Here is a 15,368-nt window from a genome sequence, read left to right on the forward strand (position 1 = left end):
GGTGCTACAACGTCCCCTCGAACAGGCGGGCGCCGTCCTGGCCTGCGCCGGACGTGCCACTGGCGTCGTAGGTGGCGGCGCCGGTGACGGTCCCCGCCAGGGTCTCCTCGGTGGCCTGGGCGGCGGCACGGAGGAACCGGTCGTTCTCGTCGCGCAGGGCTCCGATCTGGGTGGTCAGCTCGACCATCGCGGTGAGGTGCGACGACAGGATCTCCCCCCACGGACCGTTCGGCGCCGCGGCGACGACGTCGCGCAGGGGAGCGTCGGCGGCCACGCCCCACTCCTCGGCGACCTCGGCGCTCTGCGCGGCGCGCTCGAGACCGGTGCTGCGGAGCCGGTCGAGGACCTGCTCGACCTCGCGGCTGGCGTGCGACACCCAGCGGGAGCGGCCCGCGGTGAGCAGGAGCTGTTCCTCCTCGAGCTTGAAGGTGAGCAGTTCGAGCAGCTCGCGTTCGCGCCAGAGCACGGCGGACAGGTCGTTCACGCTCATCAGCTCCTCCCAGGTGGTGGTTCGTCGGGGTGGTCCCCGGTCCGTCATCCTGCGGACACCGGGACCTATCGACTCGGTGACCGCGACCGTAAGCCCCGGCGGCCGAGTGCCGTCCCCAGTACTCGTCGACTCTGTGACCCGATGACCCCCGTCGGGGGACAAGAACGAGCGTTCCCGACCCCGGGTCCCCCCAAATGCCGACCCGGAACGGGGCCTGACACCCCCGCACTGGGGACGGTTGTGCACCTGTTCAGCGCATTGCCAGCCGATACATTCAGAACGCACCCCGGGGGACACCCGGAACCGCTCGGGAACGATGCGGGGTGCACCGCTCGGAGGGACCCGGGCGGGTCTTCGGCGTACGCACCGGCCATCCGAGGCCGGCGTCCGTCGCGCCCACGGACGGGTGAGCCGACACACGTCAGGTCGACCAGGGGAACAGCATGGACCGCACCGAACGCAACGCGATGATCGTGGAGCACCTCCCGCTCGTGGGCTACATCGTGGCCGACGTCCGCTCCCGGGCGACGCACCTGGACCGCGACGACCTCGCCGCCGTCGGATCGCTCGCACTCGTCGCAGCCGCCGAGGCCTTCGACCCCACCCTCGGCGTGCCGTTCGGCGCCTACGCCCGCACCCGGATCGCCGGTGCGCTGGCCGACGACATGCGCTCGGCCGACTGGGCCTCCCGCGGCACCCGGAAGCGGATCCGCGAGACCCTGGCAACGCAGGAGGCCCTGTCCGCACGCCTCGGCCGGAGCGTCGGTGCCCAGGAGATCGCCGATGCCATGGGCGTCGACAAGCAGACCGCCGTCGACGCGATGAGCGACGCCGCCCGGACCGTCGCGCCGCTCGACGAGACCGTGCACGACCTCGTCGCCGCGGACCTGCCGCTCCCCGGGGACGACCTGCTCGAGACCGAGAAGCGCCGGTACCTCCGCGCCGCGGTCGAGGCCCTGCCGGAGCGGATGCGCTTCATCGTCGAGGCCGTGTACTTCGGCGACCGCTCGGTCACCGACGTCGCCGCCGAGCTCGGCATCACGCACTCGGCCGTCTCGCAGCAGCGCTCCGAGGCGATGCGCCTGCTCCACGACGGTCTCGCCGCCCACTACGGCGACGGCACCACCGTCGAGCCCGCGAGCCGCACCACCGCGGCCCGCCGCAGCGCCTACCTCGCCCGTGTCGCCACGAACGCGGCCGCCGGTGTCGCCCGTGCCGTGCACGACGCCGCGTCCGGCCCGGCCGTCGCGGCGAGTTGAGACGTCGGCGGAAACTTCTCCGTCGATCCCCTAACGACTCGCGGCAACCGGCCGAGAGTCATCCATGTCAGCCCACGGACGGGCCGACGCACGACCCACATTCACGGAGGAAACCACCATGGGTATGTCCATCAACACCAACCTCTCGGCACTCAACACGTACCGGAACCTCAACGCGACGCAGAACGACCTGTCGAAGTCCCTCGAGAAGCTCTCGACCGGTCTCCGCATCAACCGTGCTGCCGACGACGCTGCCGGTCTGTCGATCTCCGAGGGGCTGAAGTCCCAGGTCGGTGGCCTCACGGTCGCCGCCCGCAACGCGCAGGACGGCATCTCCGTCGTGCAGACCGCTGAAGGTGGCCTCACCGAGACCCACTCGATCCTCCAGCGCATGCGCGACCTGGCTGTCCAGGCCGGCAACGACTCGAACAACGAGGACTCGCGGAAGGCGATCACGACCGAGGTCGGTCAGCTCCAGGAGGAGCTGCAGCGCATCTCGGACTCGACCAACTTCAACGGGATCAAGCTGCTCGACGGCAAGGCATCCACCACGGCTGCCGGTCCCGGTACCGGCAAGCTGACCTTCCAGGTCGGCGCGGACGGCTCCGACGCCAGCAAGATCGACGTCGACCTCACGGGCGCGGACGTCTCGAAGGTCGCCACGGCGGTCAAGGCGCTCGACTTCACCACGGGCGACAACGCTCGCCTCGCGGTGACCGAGCTCGACGCGCAGATCAAGTCGGTCTCGGAGGCTCGTTCCAACCTCGGTGCGGTCCAGAACCGCTTCGACCACGCCATCAACGTGACGAACGTGGCCAAGGAGAACCTCACCGCTGCCGGTTCGCGCATCACCGACGTCGACATGGCGCAGGAGATGGTCAAGTACACGCGCGACAACATCCTGAGCCAGGCCGGCACCTCGATGCTCGCGCAGGCGAACCAGAGCACCCAGGGCGTGCTCTCGCTCCTGCGCTAGCCATCACGACGTCCGTCCTCCGGGCCCGATCGGGTGTCCCGGAGGACGGACGCCGCCATCCTGACCACCTCCACGACGCCAGGGAGTGTCGACGATGTCCTCGTCCGTGTCCTCGAGCAGCAGCCTCGCGATCGACGGTCTGGTCAGCGGTCTCAAGACGACCGACCTCATCAACTCGCTGATGAGCGTCGAGGGGGTCCCGCAGACCCTGCTCAAGAACAAGCTCATCACCACGAACTCGTTCATCTCGTCACTGCAGACGCTCAACGGGTTGATCCAGGGGCTCGCCACGAAGGCCGCGGACGCCGCGAAGGCCTCGTCGCTCGACCTCTTCGCCGCCACGAGCACCGCGCCGAGCGTCACCGCCGTCACCGGTACCGGGGCGACCGCCGGCGCCATCAGCTTCACCGTCGGTTCGACCGCCTCGGCACAGGTCGGGGTCACGGCCGCGATGTCGACGTGGTCGACCGGTGCGCAGCCGATCACGATCGTCGGCGCGGACGGCGGGTCGACCACCGTGACGCCGGCGTCCGGTTCGGTCGACGACGCCGTGTCCGCCCTGAACAAGTCCGGTGCGGGCGTCACCGCGACGAAGGTCTCCGCCGGCACCGACGCCGACGGCAGCAAGCTCTACCGCCTGCAGCTCACGTCCGCCACGACCGGGGTGGCCGGCGGCTTCCAGGTGTACCGGGGCGGCGCCGACGACGTGGCAGCGGGCACCGCGAAGAACGTCCTCACCGAGACCGGTGCCGCCGTCGTCACCACGGCGACCGACGCCAGCGTCACCCTCTGGGCCGGCACCGCCGCCGCGCAGACGGTCACGAGCGCGACGAACACCTTCACCGGGCTCGTCCCCGGGCTCGACGTCACCGTGTCGAAGGCCACCACCGAACCCGTCACCGTGACGGTCGCGCAGGACACCACCAAGGCCCAGTCCGTGGCCTCGGGGCTCGTCGACGCGATGAACGCGATCGCGGCCTACTACAAGACGAACACCGCGGTGTCGAGCTCGACCAGCGCGACGTCCGGCACCACGACGACGAAGGCCGGCGTCCTGCTCGGCGACGGTGCGTCCCGCGACGCCGTGCAGCGGCTCACGAGCACGATGTCCGCCCCCGTCGACGGCAAGTCGCCGTCGACGATCGGGATCGTGATCACGAGGGACGGCAGCTTCACCTTCGACCCGGAGGTCTTCCAGAAGGCACTCGCCGCCGATCCGAAGGCCACCCAGGCGATGCTCTCCGGCGTCGCCGCGAACGTCGGTGCCGCGGCCAGCACCGCCTCCGACAAGTACGACGGCTCCGTCACCACGTCCATCACCGGGCAGCAGGCCGTCGCCAAGGACCTCAACACCCAGATCGACAGCTGGACCGACCGGCTGACGAGGCGCCGGGCCGCGCTGCAGACCCTCTACTCATCCCTCGAGACCAGCCTCAGCAAGCTCCAGTCGCAGTCGAGCTGGCTCGCCGGCCAGCTGGCCTCGACGTCGAGCTGACGGGAACGACCATGACCTTCGACTTCCAGGCAGCCGCCTTCCGCCAGGCCGCCCAGCCGCGCACCGTCACCGACCAGCGCCGTGCCCAGTACACGAACGAGGCGGTGCTGTCGGCGACGCCGGCCCAGCTCGTGACGATGCTCTACGACCGGCTGCTGCTCGACCTGCACCGTGCGGAGGCCGCGCAGGTCGCCGCCGACTGGGAGGCGGCCCGCGAGCAGCTCCTGCACGCCCAGGCGATCGTCGGCGAGCTCTCGAGCACCCTCCGGATCGACGTCTGGGACGGCGGCGAGGGCCTGCTCGCCGTCTACAACTACGCCTCCACCTCGCTCATCACGGCGAACGTGCACCGCGACGTGCAGGCCACCCGCGACTGCATCCGGATCCTCGAGCCGCTGCGTCAGTCGTGGCACGAGGCAGCCGCGTCGCTGCCCGCGACGCCCACCGCGCAGCAGCCGACCGGGGGAGCCCTCGGTGTCGCCTGAGCCGTCCGCAGAGCCGTCGCCTGAGCAGCCGGACGGACGAGCCGCATGGGAGGCCCTGCTCACCTCCCTGGAGCACGACGCCGCCGGGCAGGCGGCCGACTCCACTGCCGTGGCCGGGTGGTCGGAGCCGGCCGGGCTGGGACCGCTGCCGCGGGACCTGGTGGGACGGGCCTCCCGGCTGCTCGCCGCGCAGCGGGACCGCATGACGGTGCTCGAGGCGGACCGCCGCTCGACGCTGGAGCACCTCGGTGCCCTTCGCGCCGTCGACGCCACGCGCGAGCCCCGCGGCTCCGTGTACCTCGACGCTTCCGCCTGACCCGCGCCCCCGCACCAGTTCTGCGACAGAGCACCCGTCGATCGACGGGTGCTCTGTCGCATCTCGGGTGCTCCGCCCCGCCGCCCCCCGTTCGGGGCGACGCCTAACGCGGCGGACGACGGACTCCGATAGCGCCACACGAGCACGGATCGCTCACCAGTTCGGCCAGGGATCGGCCACCACCGCACGGCGACGTCGCACCGACGACGCCTGACGAGGGGATCCTTCGTGTTCGATTCCGTGACGAGCGTCGCGCTGCAGAGCGCACTCGACGGTCTGTCGATGCGCCAGAAGGTGATCGCGAACAACATCGCGAACATCAACACGACGAACTACCACGCCGAGAAGGTCCAGTTCGAGGACGCCCTGGCGAAGTCGATCGTGGACGGCGACGGTTCCACCACGCCGACGATGGCGCGCAGCCTCGAGCCGACGAACACGAACGGCAACAACGTCAACCTCGACGAGGAGACGCTGTCGAACATCGACACCGTGCTTCGGTACCAGTTCGCCACGCAGGCGATGAACTCCGAGCTCACCAGCGTCCGTGCGGCGATGCGGACGAACTCGTGACGACCTTCGACGCGATCGGCATCGCGAGCACCGGCCTGACCGTGCACCGGAAGTGGCTCGACGCCGTCTCGGACAACATCGCCAACGCGAACACCGTGAAGTCGATGGACGACACCGCGTTCCAGGCGCGCTACGTCGAGGTGCAGGAGGGCAACGGCGTCTCCGGCGCCTACGTCAAGGGCGCAGCGTTCGGCAGCGCCGCCGGCCGTGTGACCTACGACCCGGACAACCCGCTCGCGAACGAGGAGGGCTACGTCCGCATGCCCGACATCGACCTCGGCACGCAGATGGCGGACCTCATCATGGCCCAGCGCGGCTACCAGGCGAACGCCGCCGTGGTCGACCGTGCCAAGACCGCCTACGAGGCGGCACTGCAGATCGGGAAGAACTGATGCCCATCGACGCCGTGAACGGTGTGACCACCAACGCGATGACGAACGCCCTGACGAGTGTCTCGGGGACGTCCAGCGACAGCACGAACGCCACCGGTGCCGCCGGCGCGACCGACGGCAGCGGGTTCGCCGCGAGCCTCGGCAACGCCGTCGACGGGCTGCAGTCGCTGCAGAGCGACTCGAAGACCCTGGCGCTCAAGGCCGTGACCGGCAACCTCGACGACATCCACGACGCCACGATCGCCGCCACCCGCGCGCAGGTCACGCTCGAGCTCGTCTCCGCCGTCCGCAACAAGGGCGTCGACGCCTTCAACGAGATCATGAGGATGCAGGCCTGATGCCCGTCGCCGTCAAGAACGTCTTCGCGCGCCTCAGCGCCTACGTGAAGGGCTTCTCCGCCGCCCAGCGCACCATCGCGATCCTGGCGATCGCGGCACTCGTGCTCGGTGGGATCGCCCTCGCGTCCTGGCTCGGCAAGGCGTCCTACGCCCCGCTCTTCACCGGGCTCGCCGCGGCCGACGCGAGCTCCATCACGGACCAGCTGCAGACCGACGGTGTGCCGTTCCAGCTCACCGACGGCGGCGCGACGATCCTCGTGCCGCAGGCGCAGGTGTACTCGGAGCGGCTCAAGGCGGCGTCGAACGGCCTGCCGTCGTCGAACGAGGGCGGCTACTCGCTGCTCGACAAGATGGGCGTGACGAGCTCGGAGTTCCAGCAGGACGTCACCTACAAGCGCGCGATGGAGGGCGAGCTCGCCAAGACCATCGGTGCGATGGACGGCGTGCAGACGGCCACCGTGCAGCTCGCGATCCCGGAGAAGTCGGTGTTCGTCTCCGAGGAGAAGGACCCGACCGCGTCGGTGTTCATCGCGACCGAGAACGGCACGCAGCTGAGCACCGACCAGGTGCAGGCCATCGTGCACCTGACGAGCGCCTCGGTCGAGGGCATGCAGCCCACCGACGTCTCGGTCGTCGATGCGAAGGGCCAGACCCTGTCCGCCGTCGGCACCGGCGCGACCGGCAGCGGTGCGGACCAGGCTGCCGACTACGACGCGGCGACGAGCAAGAAGATCCAGGACCTGCTCGACACCACGCTCGGCGTCGGCAACGCGACCGTCGTGGTCTCCGGCACCATGAACCAGGAGTCCGGCACCCGGACGTCCGAGAGCTACACGTCTCCCACGTCGGGCCCGGTCGCGCTGAACGAGTCGAGCACCACCGAGGAGTACGGCGCCGGCGCCGGTGCGGGGACCGGTGCGACCGGGGTCCTCGGTCCGGACAACATCGCCGTCCCGAACGGCACCGCGACGAGCGGCACCGGCGACGACGGGTACAAGAACGAATCGGCGACGAAGAACAACGCCGTCGACCACACCACCGAGACCACGCAGATCCCCTCGGGCGGGCTCGACCGGCAGACCATCTCGGTCGCGCTGAACTCGAAGGCCGACGCCGTGCAGAACGCGAACCTGCAGAGCATCAACGACCTGGTGTCCGCCGCCGCGGGTGTCGACCAGAACCGTGGCGACCAGGTCAAGGTCGCGATGATGGACTTCGACACGAGCGCCTCCGACCAGGCCGCGAAGGCCCTCGAGGCCCAGCAGAAGGCCGACCAGCAGGAAGCACTGTGGTCGTCGATCCGCACCGCCGGCATCGTGATCGGCATCGTCCTCGCCGTCATCGCGATCATGTTCTTCGTCGCCCGCCGCAACCGGAAGCAGGAGCGCGAAGCCGTCGACCTCGGCGAGCTCGACGCCTTCGCCGGCGAGACGTTCCAGCTGCCCCTCGCGATGGACGGCGTCGACGACCGCGCGACGCTCGGTGCCGGTGACGCCCCGACCGCCGTGCTGTCGGCGATGCCCGGCGGCGACGCTCCCACCGAGGTGCTGACGACCGAGGAGATCACCGCCGAGCGCCGCCGTCAGGACATCTCCGCCCTGGCCGAGCGCGACCCGAAGCGCACCGCCGAGCTCCTGCGCGGGCTCCTCGACGACCGGGCACCGGTGTGAGCGCGCTGATGCCGAGCCCCGGCGGCGGTTCCGGTCCGAGCGACCGTGCCCTGACCGGTGCGCAGAAGGTCGCGCTCATCCTCATGCAGATGGAGACGGACCGCGCCGCCGAGGTGATGAAGCAGTTCACCGAGATGGAGGCCGAGGAGATCTCCGCCGAGATCGTCCGGATGCGCCGCGTCGAGGACACCGTCGTCGACCAGACGCTGTCGGAGTTCCACCGGATCACGATGAGCGGCCGGCTGCAGAAGCGCGGCGGCAAGGAGACCGCCCTCGGGCTGCTCGAGGCGTCGTTCGGTGCCGAGCGGGCCGCCGGCGTGATGGACCGTCTGGCCTCGAACCTCGCCGGCCAGTCGTTCGACTTCCTCGACGACGCCGAACCCGGCCAGGTCATCTCCCTGCTCGAGGGCGAGCTGCCCCAGACGATCGCGCTCGTGCTCGCCCACCTGGGCCCCGGGCAGGCCAGTGCCGTGCTCGCCGGGATCGACGAGCGCGTCCGCACCGACGTCGCCCAGGCCTTCGCCACGATGGGCAGTGCGACCCCCGAGGCCGTCGGCATCGTCGCCGGTGTGCTGCGCCAGCGCGCCGGGGCCGTCGTGTCGCCGCGCGAGAGCGTCGAGGTCGTCGGTGGCATCGCGCCCCTGGTCGACATCATCAACCGCTCGGACGTCGCGACCGAGAAGGCCGTGCTCGAGGGACTCGAAGCCCGCGACCCGGAGCTCGCCGAGGACATCCGCTCCCGCATGCTGACCTTCGAGGACATCGTGAAGCTCGAGTCCCGCGACATCCAGCAGGTGCTGCGCGGCATCGACTCGAAGATCCTCGCGACCGCCATGAAGGGCGCAGCCGGGCCGGTCGTCGAGACCATCCGCGCGAACGTGTCCGAGCGCAACCGCGAACTCCTCGACGACGAACTGCAGGCCATGGGCCCGGTCCGCGTCTCGCAGGTCGAGGAAGCCCGTGCCGAGGTCGTCCGCTCCGTGCGCGAGCTCGAGGCCCAGGGCGTCGTCACCGTGCACCGCGCCGAGGAGGACGAGCTCGTTGACTGACACCGTGGTGCACCGCGTCGCCTTCCCGGTGCTCGCCGACCCCGCCGGACGCGAGCGCGCGTCGAGCGCGGACGTCCGCGGGCACGCGGCCGGGTACACCGCCGGCCTGCGGGCCGCTCAGGCCGAGACCGACGCCCTGCGCGCCCGGCTCGAGACCGAGCACGCCGCGCGGATCACCGCGCTGCAGGCCGACACGGCACGCCGGATCGCGGTCCTCGACGCCGCCACGAACGCCATGCTCTCCACGGTCGCACCCGTCCTGGCGGACGCCGAGGCATCGGTCGCGAGCGCGGCAGTCGACCTGGCCGAGGCGATCGTCGGGAACGTGGTCCGCGCCTCCAGGCCCGCACACGACGCGACCGTCACCGACGGTCCGGACGGACAGAGCAGCCGGGAGGCCCGGATCGCGTCCGGTGCGGAGGCCACCGTCCGGCGGGCGCTCGCGTCCGTCGACCGCACGGTCCCGGTGGCCGTCCGGCTGAGCCCGGCGGACACCGCGCGCGTCGCCGGCCTCGACCTGCCGGTGCCGGTCGTCGCCGACGGCGCCCTGCGCGACGGCGACGCCGTCGTCGACCTGCCGGACGGCATGCTCGACGCGCGCATCGCCACGGCGCTCGACCGCGCCCGCACGGCCCTCGGGGTCGGCGCGACGGGAGCCGACCGGTGACCGCCACGCTGCTCCGTCCGCGCGGTCTCGACGAGGCGCTGCTGCGCGCGGCACCCCAGCGGGTCGGTGTCGTCACGAGCGCCGTCGGCCTGGGGCTGACGATCGCCGGGCTCGACGCCCGCGTCGGTGAGGTCGTCACGGTCGGCGCCGAGGACGGCGAACAGACCGCGGTCGAGGTCGTCGCCACCGACGCCTCGGGCGTCCGCTGCATGCCGCTCGGCCGCCTGGCCGGCGTGACCGCGGGCACCCCGGCGCGTCCGACCGGCCGCCCGGTGCTCGTGCCGACCGGATCCGGTCTGTTCGGCCGCGTCCTCGACGGACTCGGCCGACCGATCGACGGCCGCGGCCCGCTCGAGGGTCCCGGCGGCGAACCGGTCACCTGGGTCCCGCTCGACCACGACACCCCGAGCGCGATGGCCCGGACCCGCATCGACACCCCGATGCAGCTCGGCGTCCGCGTGCTCGACACCCTGACCACCGTCGGCCGTGGGCAGCGCATGGGCCTGTTCGCCGGGTCCGGCGTGGGCAAGTCGTCGCTGCTGTCGATGATCGCGCGCGGGAGCGACGCGGCCGTCAACGTCATCGCCCTGGTGGGGGAGCGCGGCCGTGAGGTGCGCGAGTTCCTGGAGGACGACCTGGGACCCGAGGGGCTCGCCCGCTCGATCGTCGTCGTGTCCACCTCCGACGAGCCCGCGCTCATGCGCCTGCGCGCCGCGTTCGTGGCCACCCGCATCGCCGAGTCGTTCCGCGACGCCGGCCAGGACGTCGTGCTCATGATGGACTCGCTCACCCGCGTCGCGATGGCGCAGCGTGAGATCGGGCTGTCGGTGGGGGAACCGCCGGCCACCCGGGGCTACCCGCCGTCGACGTTCTCGGTGCTCGCGGGACTGCTCGAGCGCGCCGGGACCGACCGCGTCGGCAGCATCACGGGCATGTACACCGTGCTGGTCGACGGCGACGACCACAACGAGCCGATCGCCGACGCGGCCCGCAGCATCCTCGACGGCCACGTCGTGCTCGACCGCAAGCTCGCGATCACCGGGCACTTCCCGTCGGTCGACGCCCTCGGCTCGGTGTCCCGCGTCGCCTCGAAGGTCACCCGACCCGAGCAGCGTGCCGCCGCCACCGTGCTGCGGAAGGTGATGGCCGCCCGTGCCGGCGCCCAGGACCTGCTCGACGTCGGTGCGTACCAGCGCGGGTCGAACCCGCTCGTGGACGCCGCCGTCGACCACCAGGGATCGATCGACGCGTTCCTGCGCCAGGGCATGGACGAGCGGGCGACCGCCGACGCGTCCTGGCAGCGCCTCGGCGGCCTCGTGCAGCAGCTGGGGGTGTCGTGATGGCCCGCCGTTTCCCGCTCGCCGGACTCCTGCGCCTGCGTCACACCGAGCAGGACCGTGCCGCCGCCACGCTGGCCACCGCGAACGAGCGCGTCCGTGACGCAGCCGACGCCCGGATCGCGGCACGCCGGAGCCTCGCCGACAGCGAGGACGCCCAGCCCATCCAGGACGCCGCGACCCTGAGCGCCGTCGCCGCAGCCCGTGCCGCGACCCGCGGGATGCTCGAGGAGCTCGACGCCGTGGTGCAGAACCGCCGTGCCGACGCCGACCGGGCACAGCAGGACTACACCGCCGCCCGTCGCGCCGCCGTCGGCCTCGAGAAGCTCGAGGGCAAGCACACCGAGCAGCAGGCGGCCGAGGAACTCCGGACCGAACACAACGCCCTCGACGAGATCGCGGCACGACGCCGCACGGAAGGTGGTGCCCGATGAGCGTCGAAGCGGTGCTCTCCCGGATCTCGGAGATCCGGTCCCAGATCGACACGCTGCGCGGCGGGACGGCCACGGCTGCCCCGGGCGCGTCCGCCACCGGTGGGGCCGCGGGGTCCTCCGCCTTCGCCGACGCCCTCGCCACCGCCGACGGCACGACCGGCGCGGCGACCGCTGCCGGTGCGACCGCCGCAGCCTCCGCGACGGGCACCCGTACCCCCGCGACCTCGGTCGACGCCGGGGCCGGCACCCTCGCCACCGGCAGCGGTGCGACCGGCGCCGACGTGGTGGCCGACGCGAAGAAGTACCTCGGTGTGCCGTACGTGTTCGGCGGGGAGACGACCGCGGGCATGGACTGCTCGGGCCTGGTGCAGACGGTCTTCAAGGACCTCGGGGTCACGATGCCCCGGGTCGTGCCGGACCAGGCGAAGATGGGCGTCGAGGTCGGCTCCCTGAAGGACGCGCAGCCCGGCGACCTGATCATCCCGAAGGGCGAGGGCCACGTCGTCATCTACGTCGGCGACGGCAAGGTGCTGCACGCGCCGCGCCCCGGCAAGGACGTCCGGATCGTCGACAACTGGTACTCCCAGGGCGACATCGCGACCATCCGCCGGATCGTCCCCGCGCAGGCGGCCCCGGCGGCCGTCGCCGCGCCGACCGCCTCGGCAGCGCGTTCCGCGACCGACCTGCAGACCGCCGCGCTGCTGTCCATGATGCAGTCCGGGAGCGCCGCATGAGCCTGACCATCGCCACCCAGCCGTCCGTGCCCACCGCACCCGGCACCAACCGGGGTGCATCGTCCGACTCCGCTGCTGCAGGGTCCTTCGGCGCAGCACTGACCGCCGCCGTCGCGACCGAGCGGCGCCCCGGAGACGGTGCCGCCGGGCGAGACGACACCGACGGCCGCACGGCGGACGGCTCGGCCGCGACGCCGAGCACCGCCGCCACGCCGTCTGCGTCCGCGTCGGACCAGTCGGTGCCGTCGACCGGCTCCCCGTCGGTCGACGCGCAGGCGCTGCTCGCCGCCGGACTCGTGGCCGTGGCCGCACCGACCGCTCCGGCGGGCCTGGCGAGTGGCACGGGGGACCAGTCGGCCACCGGCGCCGCCGGGACGCCCGCCGGCGACCAACACATCGACGTGGCCGCAGCGGCACCCGCCGGAACGACCACGACAGCACCGTCGGTGGAGGGGGACACCTCGACGCCGGTCCCGTCGACCCCGGCGCCGGCCACCGCCCCCGCCACGGCGGCCCCGCAGCAGGCACCCGCGTCGGGCGGGGCACGGCAGAACGCTGCCGGAGCGACGACGGGCACGGCGACCACCGCCGCGGCGACGCCCGCCGTGCCGCCCGCCGGCAGCGCGTCTCCGGCCGCCGCCGCGACGATCGTCGCGGGCGCCGCCCCCGCGACCACCACAGCCGCGACGACCGCCGTCTCGACGACCACAGCCGCGACCGACGTGGCGACCACCGCCCCGACGGCCACTGCCGCGATCGCGGCCCCCGCCGCCACCCGCACCGCCGACGGCGACACCGCAACCGTGCCCCCGGGCCAGGCGCCGGTCGTCACGGCCGCCCCGGCAGCCGGCACCGGCTCCCGAGCCGGCCACGGGACGGAGCAGCAGGCGTCGACGCCGGGTGATCCGGGCCTCCCGGCCGTCGCCCCCAGCCGCGGTGGCGAGACGCCGTTCGTCATGTCGACGACGTCGACCACCGCGCCCGCCGCGGCGACTGCGCCGGCCCCGGCACCGCTCGCCCAGCAGCTGGCGCGACCGGTGTTCTCGCTCGCACAGGCCGGCCCCGGCGAGCACGTCGTCACCGTGCAGGTCGTGCCGGACAGCCTCGGCCCGGTCACGGTCCGCGCGCACGTCACCGCGCACGGCATGCACGTCGAGCTGTTCGCCGCGTCGGACGCCGGCCGTGAGGCCGTCCGCCAGGTCCTGCCGGACCTGCGGCGGGACGCGGCCGGCACCGGTGTGAGCACCACGCTCGACCTGTCGTCGCAGAACCAGCCGCAGGACGCGCCGGGTCGTGACGAGCGTCCGGCCGCGCGTGCGCTGCCTGACGACCTCGGCCTGGAGGCGCGGGTCACCCCGCGCGCGCAGCCCACCGCCCACATGCCCTCCATCCGCACCGCAGGACTCGACGTCCTCGCCTGATCCGGCTCACGAACAGGAACTCACCATGCCCATCGACGGCATCACCGGCAGCGTGGACCCGACCGCGCAGGCAGCGGCCCTGGCCGCCAACTCGACGGCCCAGAAGTCCCAGACGATGGACTCCGAGGTCTTCATGAAGCTGCTCGTCACGCAGCTGCGCAACCAGGACCCGTCCTCGCCGATGGACACCAACCAGATGATCAGCCAGCAGACGCAGCTCGCGATGATGGAGCAGATCACCAACCAGACCACGACGGGGAACGAGAACTTCTCGCTCCAGATGCGCATCGCCGCAGCGAACCTCGTCGGCAAGCAGGTCAGCTACACCGACGCCGACTCGGGCGGGTCCGTCACCGGGACCGCCTCGGCCGTGTCGTACGCGAACAGCGTCCCCACGGTCACCGTGAACGGGAAGGAGGTCGCTCTCGACGTGATCTCCGGCATCACCACCACCGCTCCGGCGTCCTGACGCCCGCTCCTTCCTTCCTCGTACTTCCTCGCTCTTCCTCGTTCTCCCTCGCTCTTCCTGCCTCTCCGAAAGGACGCACCATGCTCCGCTCGCTCTACTCCGGGATCTCCGGCCTCCGCTCCCACCAGCAGATGCTCGACGTCACCGGCAACAACATCGCCAACGTCAACACCGTCGGCTTCAAGTCGTCGACGACCGTGTTCCAGGACACCCTGTCGCAGATGACCCAGGGTGCCGGCGGACCGCAGACCGGCATCGGCGGCACGAACCCGGCCCAGATCGGCCTGGGCGTGCAGGTCGCCGGAGTCTCCACGAACTTCTCGCAGGGCTCGGCGCAGGCCACCGGCAAGGCCACCGACCTGATGATCTCGGGCGACGGCTTCTTCGTCACCCGCCTGGGCAACGACACCGTCTACACCCGCGCCGGAGCGTTCGACTTCGACGCGGACGGCCGCCTGGTCACCGCCGACGGCAAGATCGTGCAGGGCTACCCGGCCACGAACGGCGTCGTCAACGAGAACGGCCAGCTGTCCGACATCACGCTGCCGCTCGAAGCAGCGGCCCCGGCGGTCCGCACCACCGCCGCCACCGTCGCCGGCAACCTGCCGTCCGAGACCGCGGTCGGCCAGACCATCACGCGCGAGGCCACCGTGTACGACGCCTCGGGTGCCAAGCACACGATGTCGCTCGCCTACACGCGCACCGCCGACGGCTGGGACGTCACCGGGCGCAACGGCCAGGGCACCACGGCGACGACCTCGCTGACCTTCGGCACCGACGGCAAGCTGACCGCCGGCGGCACCCTCGCCGTCGGTGGCATCCGGGTCGACATGGGCGACCTGACCGGGTTCGCCTCGCTCAACACCGCGGCGATCGGCTCGCAGAACGGCCGTGAGGCCGGCGCGCTGCAGGGCTACTCGATCGCGAAGGACGGCACCGTCACCGGCACGTTCTCGAACGGCGCGTCGCTCGCGCTCGGCCGCATCGCCCTCGCCACGTTCGCCAACCCGGCCGGCCTCGAGAAGACCGGGGCGTCGGGCTACCGCGCCACCGCGAACTCGGGCGGTGCGACGGTCGGCGGTCCCGGCTCGGCGGGCGTCGGTTCGCTCGCTGCGGGGACGCTCGAGATGTCGAACGTCGACCTGTCGCAGGAGTTCACGAACCTGATCGTGGCGCAGCGCGGGTTCCAGGCGAACGCCCGCATCATCACCACCTCGGACGAGGTGCTGCAGGAACTCACGAACCTGAAGCGCTAGGCGCGGG

General features: G+C 72.1%; 18 protein-coding genes. 17 read left to right on the plus strand and 1 reads right to left on the minus strand.

Annotated features, from left to right (window positions below):
• Positions 1-4 precede the first annotated feature (4 nt).
• Complete coding sequence (locus ACZZ9K_RS01685) at positions 5-490, minus strand: flagellar protein FlgN (RefSeq protein WP_027465506.1); 486 nt, start codon at positions 488-490, stop codon at positions 5-7.
• A 443-nt stretch (positions 491-933) separates the two neighbouring features.
• Here ACZZ9K_RS01685 and ACZZ9K_RS01690 point away from each other — a divergent pair, with 443 nt between their 5' ends.
• The 17 genes from ACZZ9K_RS01690 (at position 934) to ACZZ9K_RS01770 (ending at position 15,361) form a co-directional block, all read left to right on the plus strand.
• Positions 934-1,749 carry a sigma-70 family RNA polymerase sigma factor gene (locus tag ACZZ9K_RS01690; protein WP_027465507.1) on the plus strand — a complete coding sequence of 272 codons (816 nt, stop codon included), beginning with the start codon at positions 934-936 and terminating at the stop codon, positions 1,747-1,749.
• Between the two features lie 118 nt (positions 1,750-1,867).
• Positions 1,868-2,725: a flagellin N-terminal helical domain-containing protein gene (locus ACZZ9K_RS01695; protein ID WP_027465508.1), complete on the plus strand. Its 858-nt coding sequence runs from the start codon at positions 1,868-1,870 to the stop codon at positions 2,723-2,725.
• A gap of 106 nt (positions 2,726-2,831) precedes the next feature.
• On the plus strand, positions 2,832-4,220 hold the full coding sequence (gene fliD / locus ACZZ9K_RS01700) for a flagellar filament capping protein FliD (RefSeq protein ID WP_463443186.1): 1,389 nt from the start codon (positions 2,832-2,834) through the stop codon (positions 4,218-4,220).
• 11 nt (positions 4,221-4,231) lie between these two features.
• Positions 4,232-4,705 carry a flagellar export chaperone FliS gene (fliS, locus tag ACZZ9K_RS01705; RefSeq protein WP_138803260.1) on the plus strand — a complete coding sequence of 158 codons (474 nt, stop codon included), beginning with the start codon at positions 4,232-4,234 and terminating at the stop codon, positions 4,703-4,705.
• Positions 4,695-5,021, plus strand: a complete 327-nt coding sequence (locus ACZZ9K_RS01710) for a hypothetical protein (RefSeq protein ID WP_463443187.1) — start codon at positions 4,695-4,697, stop codon at positions 5,019-5,021. The genes fliS and ACZZ9K_RS01710 overlap by 11 nt, the downstream gene beginning before the upstream one ends.
• 228 nt (positions 5,022-5,249) lie before the next feature.
• Positions 5,250-5,594: a flagellar basal body protein gene (locus tag ACZZ9K_RS01715; RefSeq protein ID WP_463443188.1), complete on the plus strand. Its 345-nt coding sequence runs from the start codon at positions 5,250-5,252 to the stop codon at positions 5,592-5,594.
• Complete coding sequence (locus tag ACZZ9K_RS01720; RefSeq protein ID WP_071244596.1) at positions 5,591-5,986, plus strand: flagellar basal body rod protein FlgC; 396 nt, start codon at positions 5,591-5,593, stop codon at positions 5,984-5,986. Before ACZZ9K_RS01715 ends, ACZZ9K_RS01720 begins: the two co-directional genes overlap by 4 nt.
• Positions 5,986-6,324, plus strand: coding sequence for a flagellar hook-basal body complex protein FliE (gene fliE / locus ACZZ9K_RS01725; protein WP_176708761.1), 339 nt, complete (start codon positions 5,986-5,988; stop codon positions 6,322-6,324). The genes ACZZ9K_RS01720 and fliE overlap by 1 nt, the downstream gene beginning before the upstream one ends.
• A complete protein-coding gene (fliF, locus tag ACZZ9K_RS01730; protein WP_111057203.1) occupies positions 6,324-7,994 on the plus strand; it encodes a flagellar basal-body MS-ring/collar protein FliF in 1,671 nt (556 codons plus the stop codon). Before fliE ends, fliF begins: the two co-directional genes overlap by 1 nt.
• Positions 7,995-8,002: 8 nt before the next feature.
• On the plus strand, positions 8,003-9,043 hold the full coding sequence (gene fliG, locus ACZZ9K_RS01735; protein WP_071244891.1) for a flagellar motor switch protein FliG: 1,041 nt from the start codon (positions 8,003-8,005) through the stop codon (positions 9,041-9,043).
• Positions 9,036-9,710 carry a FliH/SctL family protein gene (locus ACZZ9K_RS01740; protein ID WP_463443189.1) on the plus strand — a complete coding sequence of 225 codons (675 nt, stop codon included), beginning with the start codon at positions 9,036-9,038 and terminating at the stop codon, positions 9,708-9,710. The genes fliG and ACZZ9K_RS01740 overlap by 8 nt, the downstream gene beginning before the upstream one ends.
• Positions 9,707-11,050, plus strand: coding sequence for a FliI/YscN family ATPase (locus ACZZ9K_RS01745; protein WP_138803261.1), 1,344 nt, complete (start codon positions 9,707-9,709; stop codon positions 11,048-11,050). Before ACZZ9K_RS01740 ends, ACZZ9K_RS01745 begins: the two co-directional genes overlap by 4 nt.
• A complete protein-coding gene (locus ACZZ9K_RS01750; protein WP_463443190.1) occupies positions 11,050-11,481 on the plus strand; it encodes a flagellar FliJ family protein in 432 nt (143 codons plus the stop codon). Before ACZZ9K_RS01745 ends, ACZZ9K_RS01750 begins: the two co-directional genes overlap by 1 nt.
• Positions 11,478-12,215, plus strand: coding sequence for a C40 family peptidase (locus ACZZ9K_RS01755; protein WP_463443191.1), 738 nt, complete (start codon positions 11,478-11,480; stop codon positions 12,213-12,215). The genes ACZZ9K_RS01750 and ACZZ9K_RS01755 overlap by 4 nt, the downstream gene beginning before the upstream one ends.
• Positions 12,212-13,636 (plus strand): flagellar hook-length control protein FliK, encoded by a 1,425-nt coding sequence (locus ACZZ9K_RS01760; protein ID WP_463443192.1) that lies wholly within the window; start codon positions 12,212-12,214, stop codon positions 13,634-13,636. The genes ACZZ9K_RS01755 and ACZZ9K_RS01760 overlap by 4 nt, the downstream gene beginning before the upstream one ends.
• Positions 13,637-13,661: 25 nt before the next feature.
• Positions 13,662-14,105 (plus strand): flagellar hook assembly protein FlgD, encoded by a 444-nt coding sequence (locus tag ACZZ9K_RS01765; RefSeq protein WP_138803264.1) that lies wholly within the window; start codon positions 13,662-13,664, stop codon positions 14,103-14,105.
• A gap of 80 nt (positions 14,106-14,185) precedes the next feature.
• Positions 14,186-15,361, plus strand: coding sequence for a flagellar hook protein FlgE (locus ACZZ9K_RS01770; protein WP_349849302.1), 1,176 nt, complete (start codon positions 14,186-14,188; stop codon positions 15,359-15,361).
• Positions 15,362-15,368: the final 7 nt, after the last annotated feature.

Source organism: Curtobacterium sp. AC268, assembly GCF_979258745.1.

Excerpts from the sequence above, each read along its gene's own strand:
- ACZZ9K_RS01685 (WP_027465506.1), bottom strand. The coding sequence starts at position 490 with ATGAGCGTGAACGACCTGTCCGCCGTGCTCTGGCGCGAACGCGAGCTG.
- ACZZ9K_RS01690 (WP_027465507.1), top strand. The coding sequence starts at position 934 with ATGGACCGCACCGAACGCAACGCGATGATCGTGGAGCACCTCCCGCTC.
- ACZZ9K_RS01695 (WP_027465508.1), top strand. The coding sequence starts at position 1,868 with ATGGGTATGTCCATCAACACCAACCTCTCGGCACTCAACACGTACCGG.
- fliS (WP_138803260.1), top strand. The coding sequence starts at position 4,232 with ATGACCTTCGACTTCCAGGCAGCCGCCTTCCGCCAGGCCGCCCAGCCG.
- fliE (WP_176708761.1), top strand. The coding sequence starts at position 5,986 with ATGCCCATCGACGCCGTGAACGGTGTGACCACCAACGCGATGACGAAC.
- fliF (WP_111057203.1), top strand. The coding sequence starts at position 6,324 with ATGCCCGTCGCCGTCAAGAACGTCTTCGCGCGCCTCAGCGCCTACGTG.
- fliG (WP_071244891.1), top strand. The coding sequence starts at position 8,003 with ATGCCGAGCCCCGGCGGCGGTTCCGGTCCGAGCGACCGTGCCCTGACC.
- ACZZ9K_RS01750 (WP_463443190.1), top strand. The coding sequence starts at position 11,050 with ATGGCCCGCCGTTTCCCGCTCGCCGGACTCCTGCGCCTGCGTCACACC.
- ACZZ9K_RS01755 (WP_463443191.1), top strand. The coding sequence starts at position 11,478 with ATGAGCGTCGAAGCGGTGCTCTCCCGGATCTCGGAGATCCGGTCCCAG.
- ACZZ9K_RS01760 (WP_463443192.1), top strand. The coding sequence starts at position 12,212 with ATGAGCCTGACCATCGCCACCCAGCCGTCCGTGCCCACCGCACCCGGC.
- ACZZ9K_RS01765 (WP_138803264.1), top strand. The coding sequence starts at position 13,662 with ATGCCCATCGACGGCATCACCGGCAGCGTGGACCCGACCGCGCAGGCA.
- ACZZ9K_RS01770 (WP_349849302.1), top strand. The coding sequence starts at position 14,186 with ATGCTCCGCTCGCTCTACTCCGGGATCTCCGGCCTCCGCTCCCACCAG.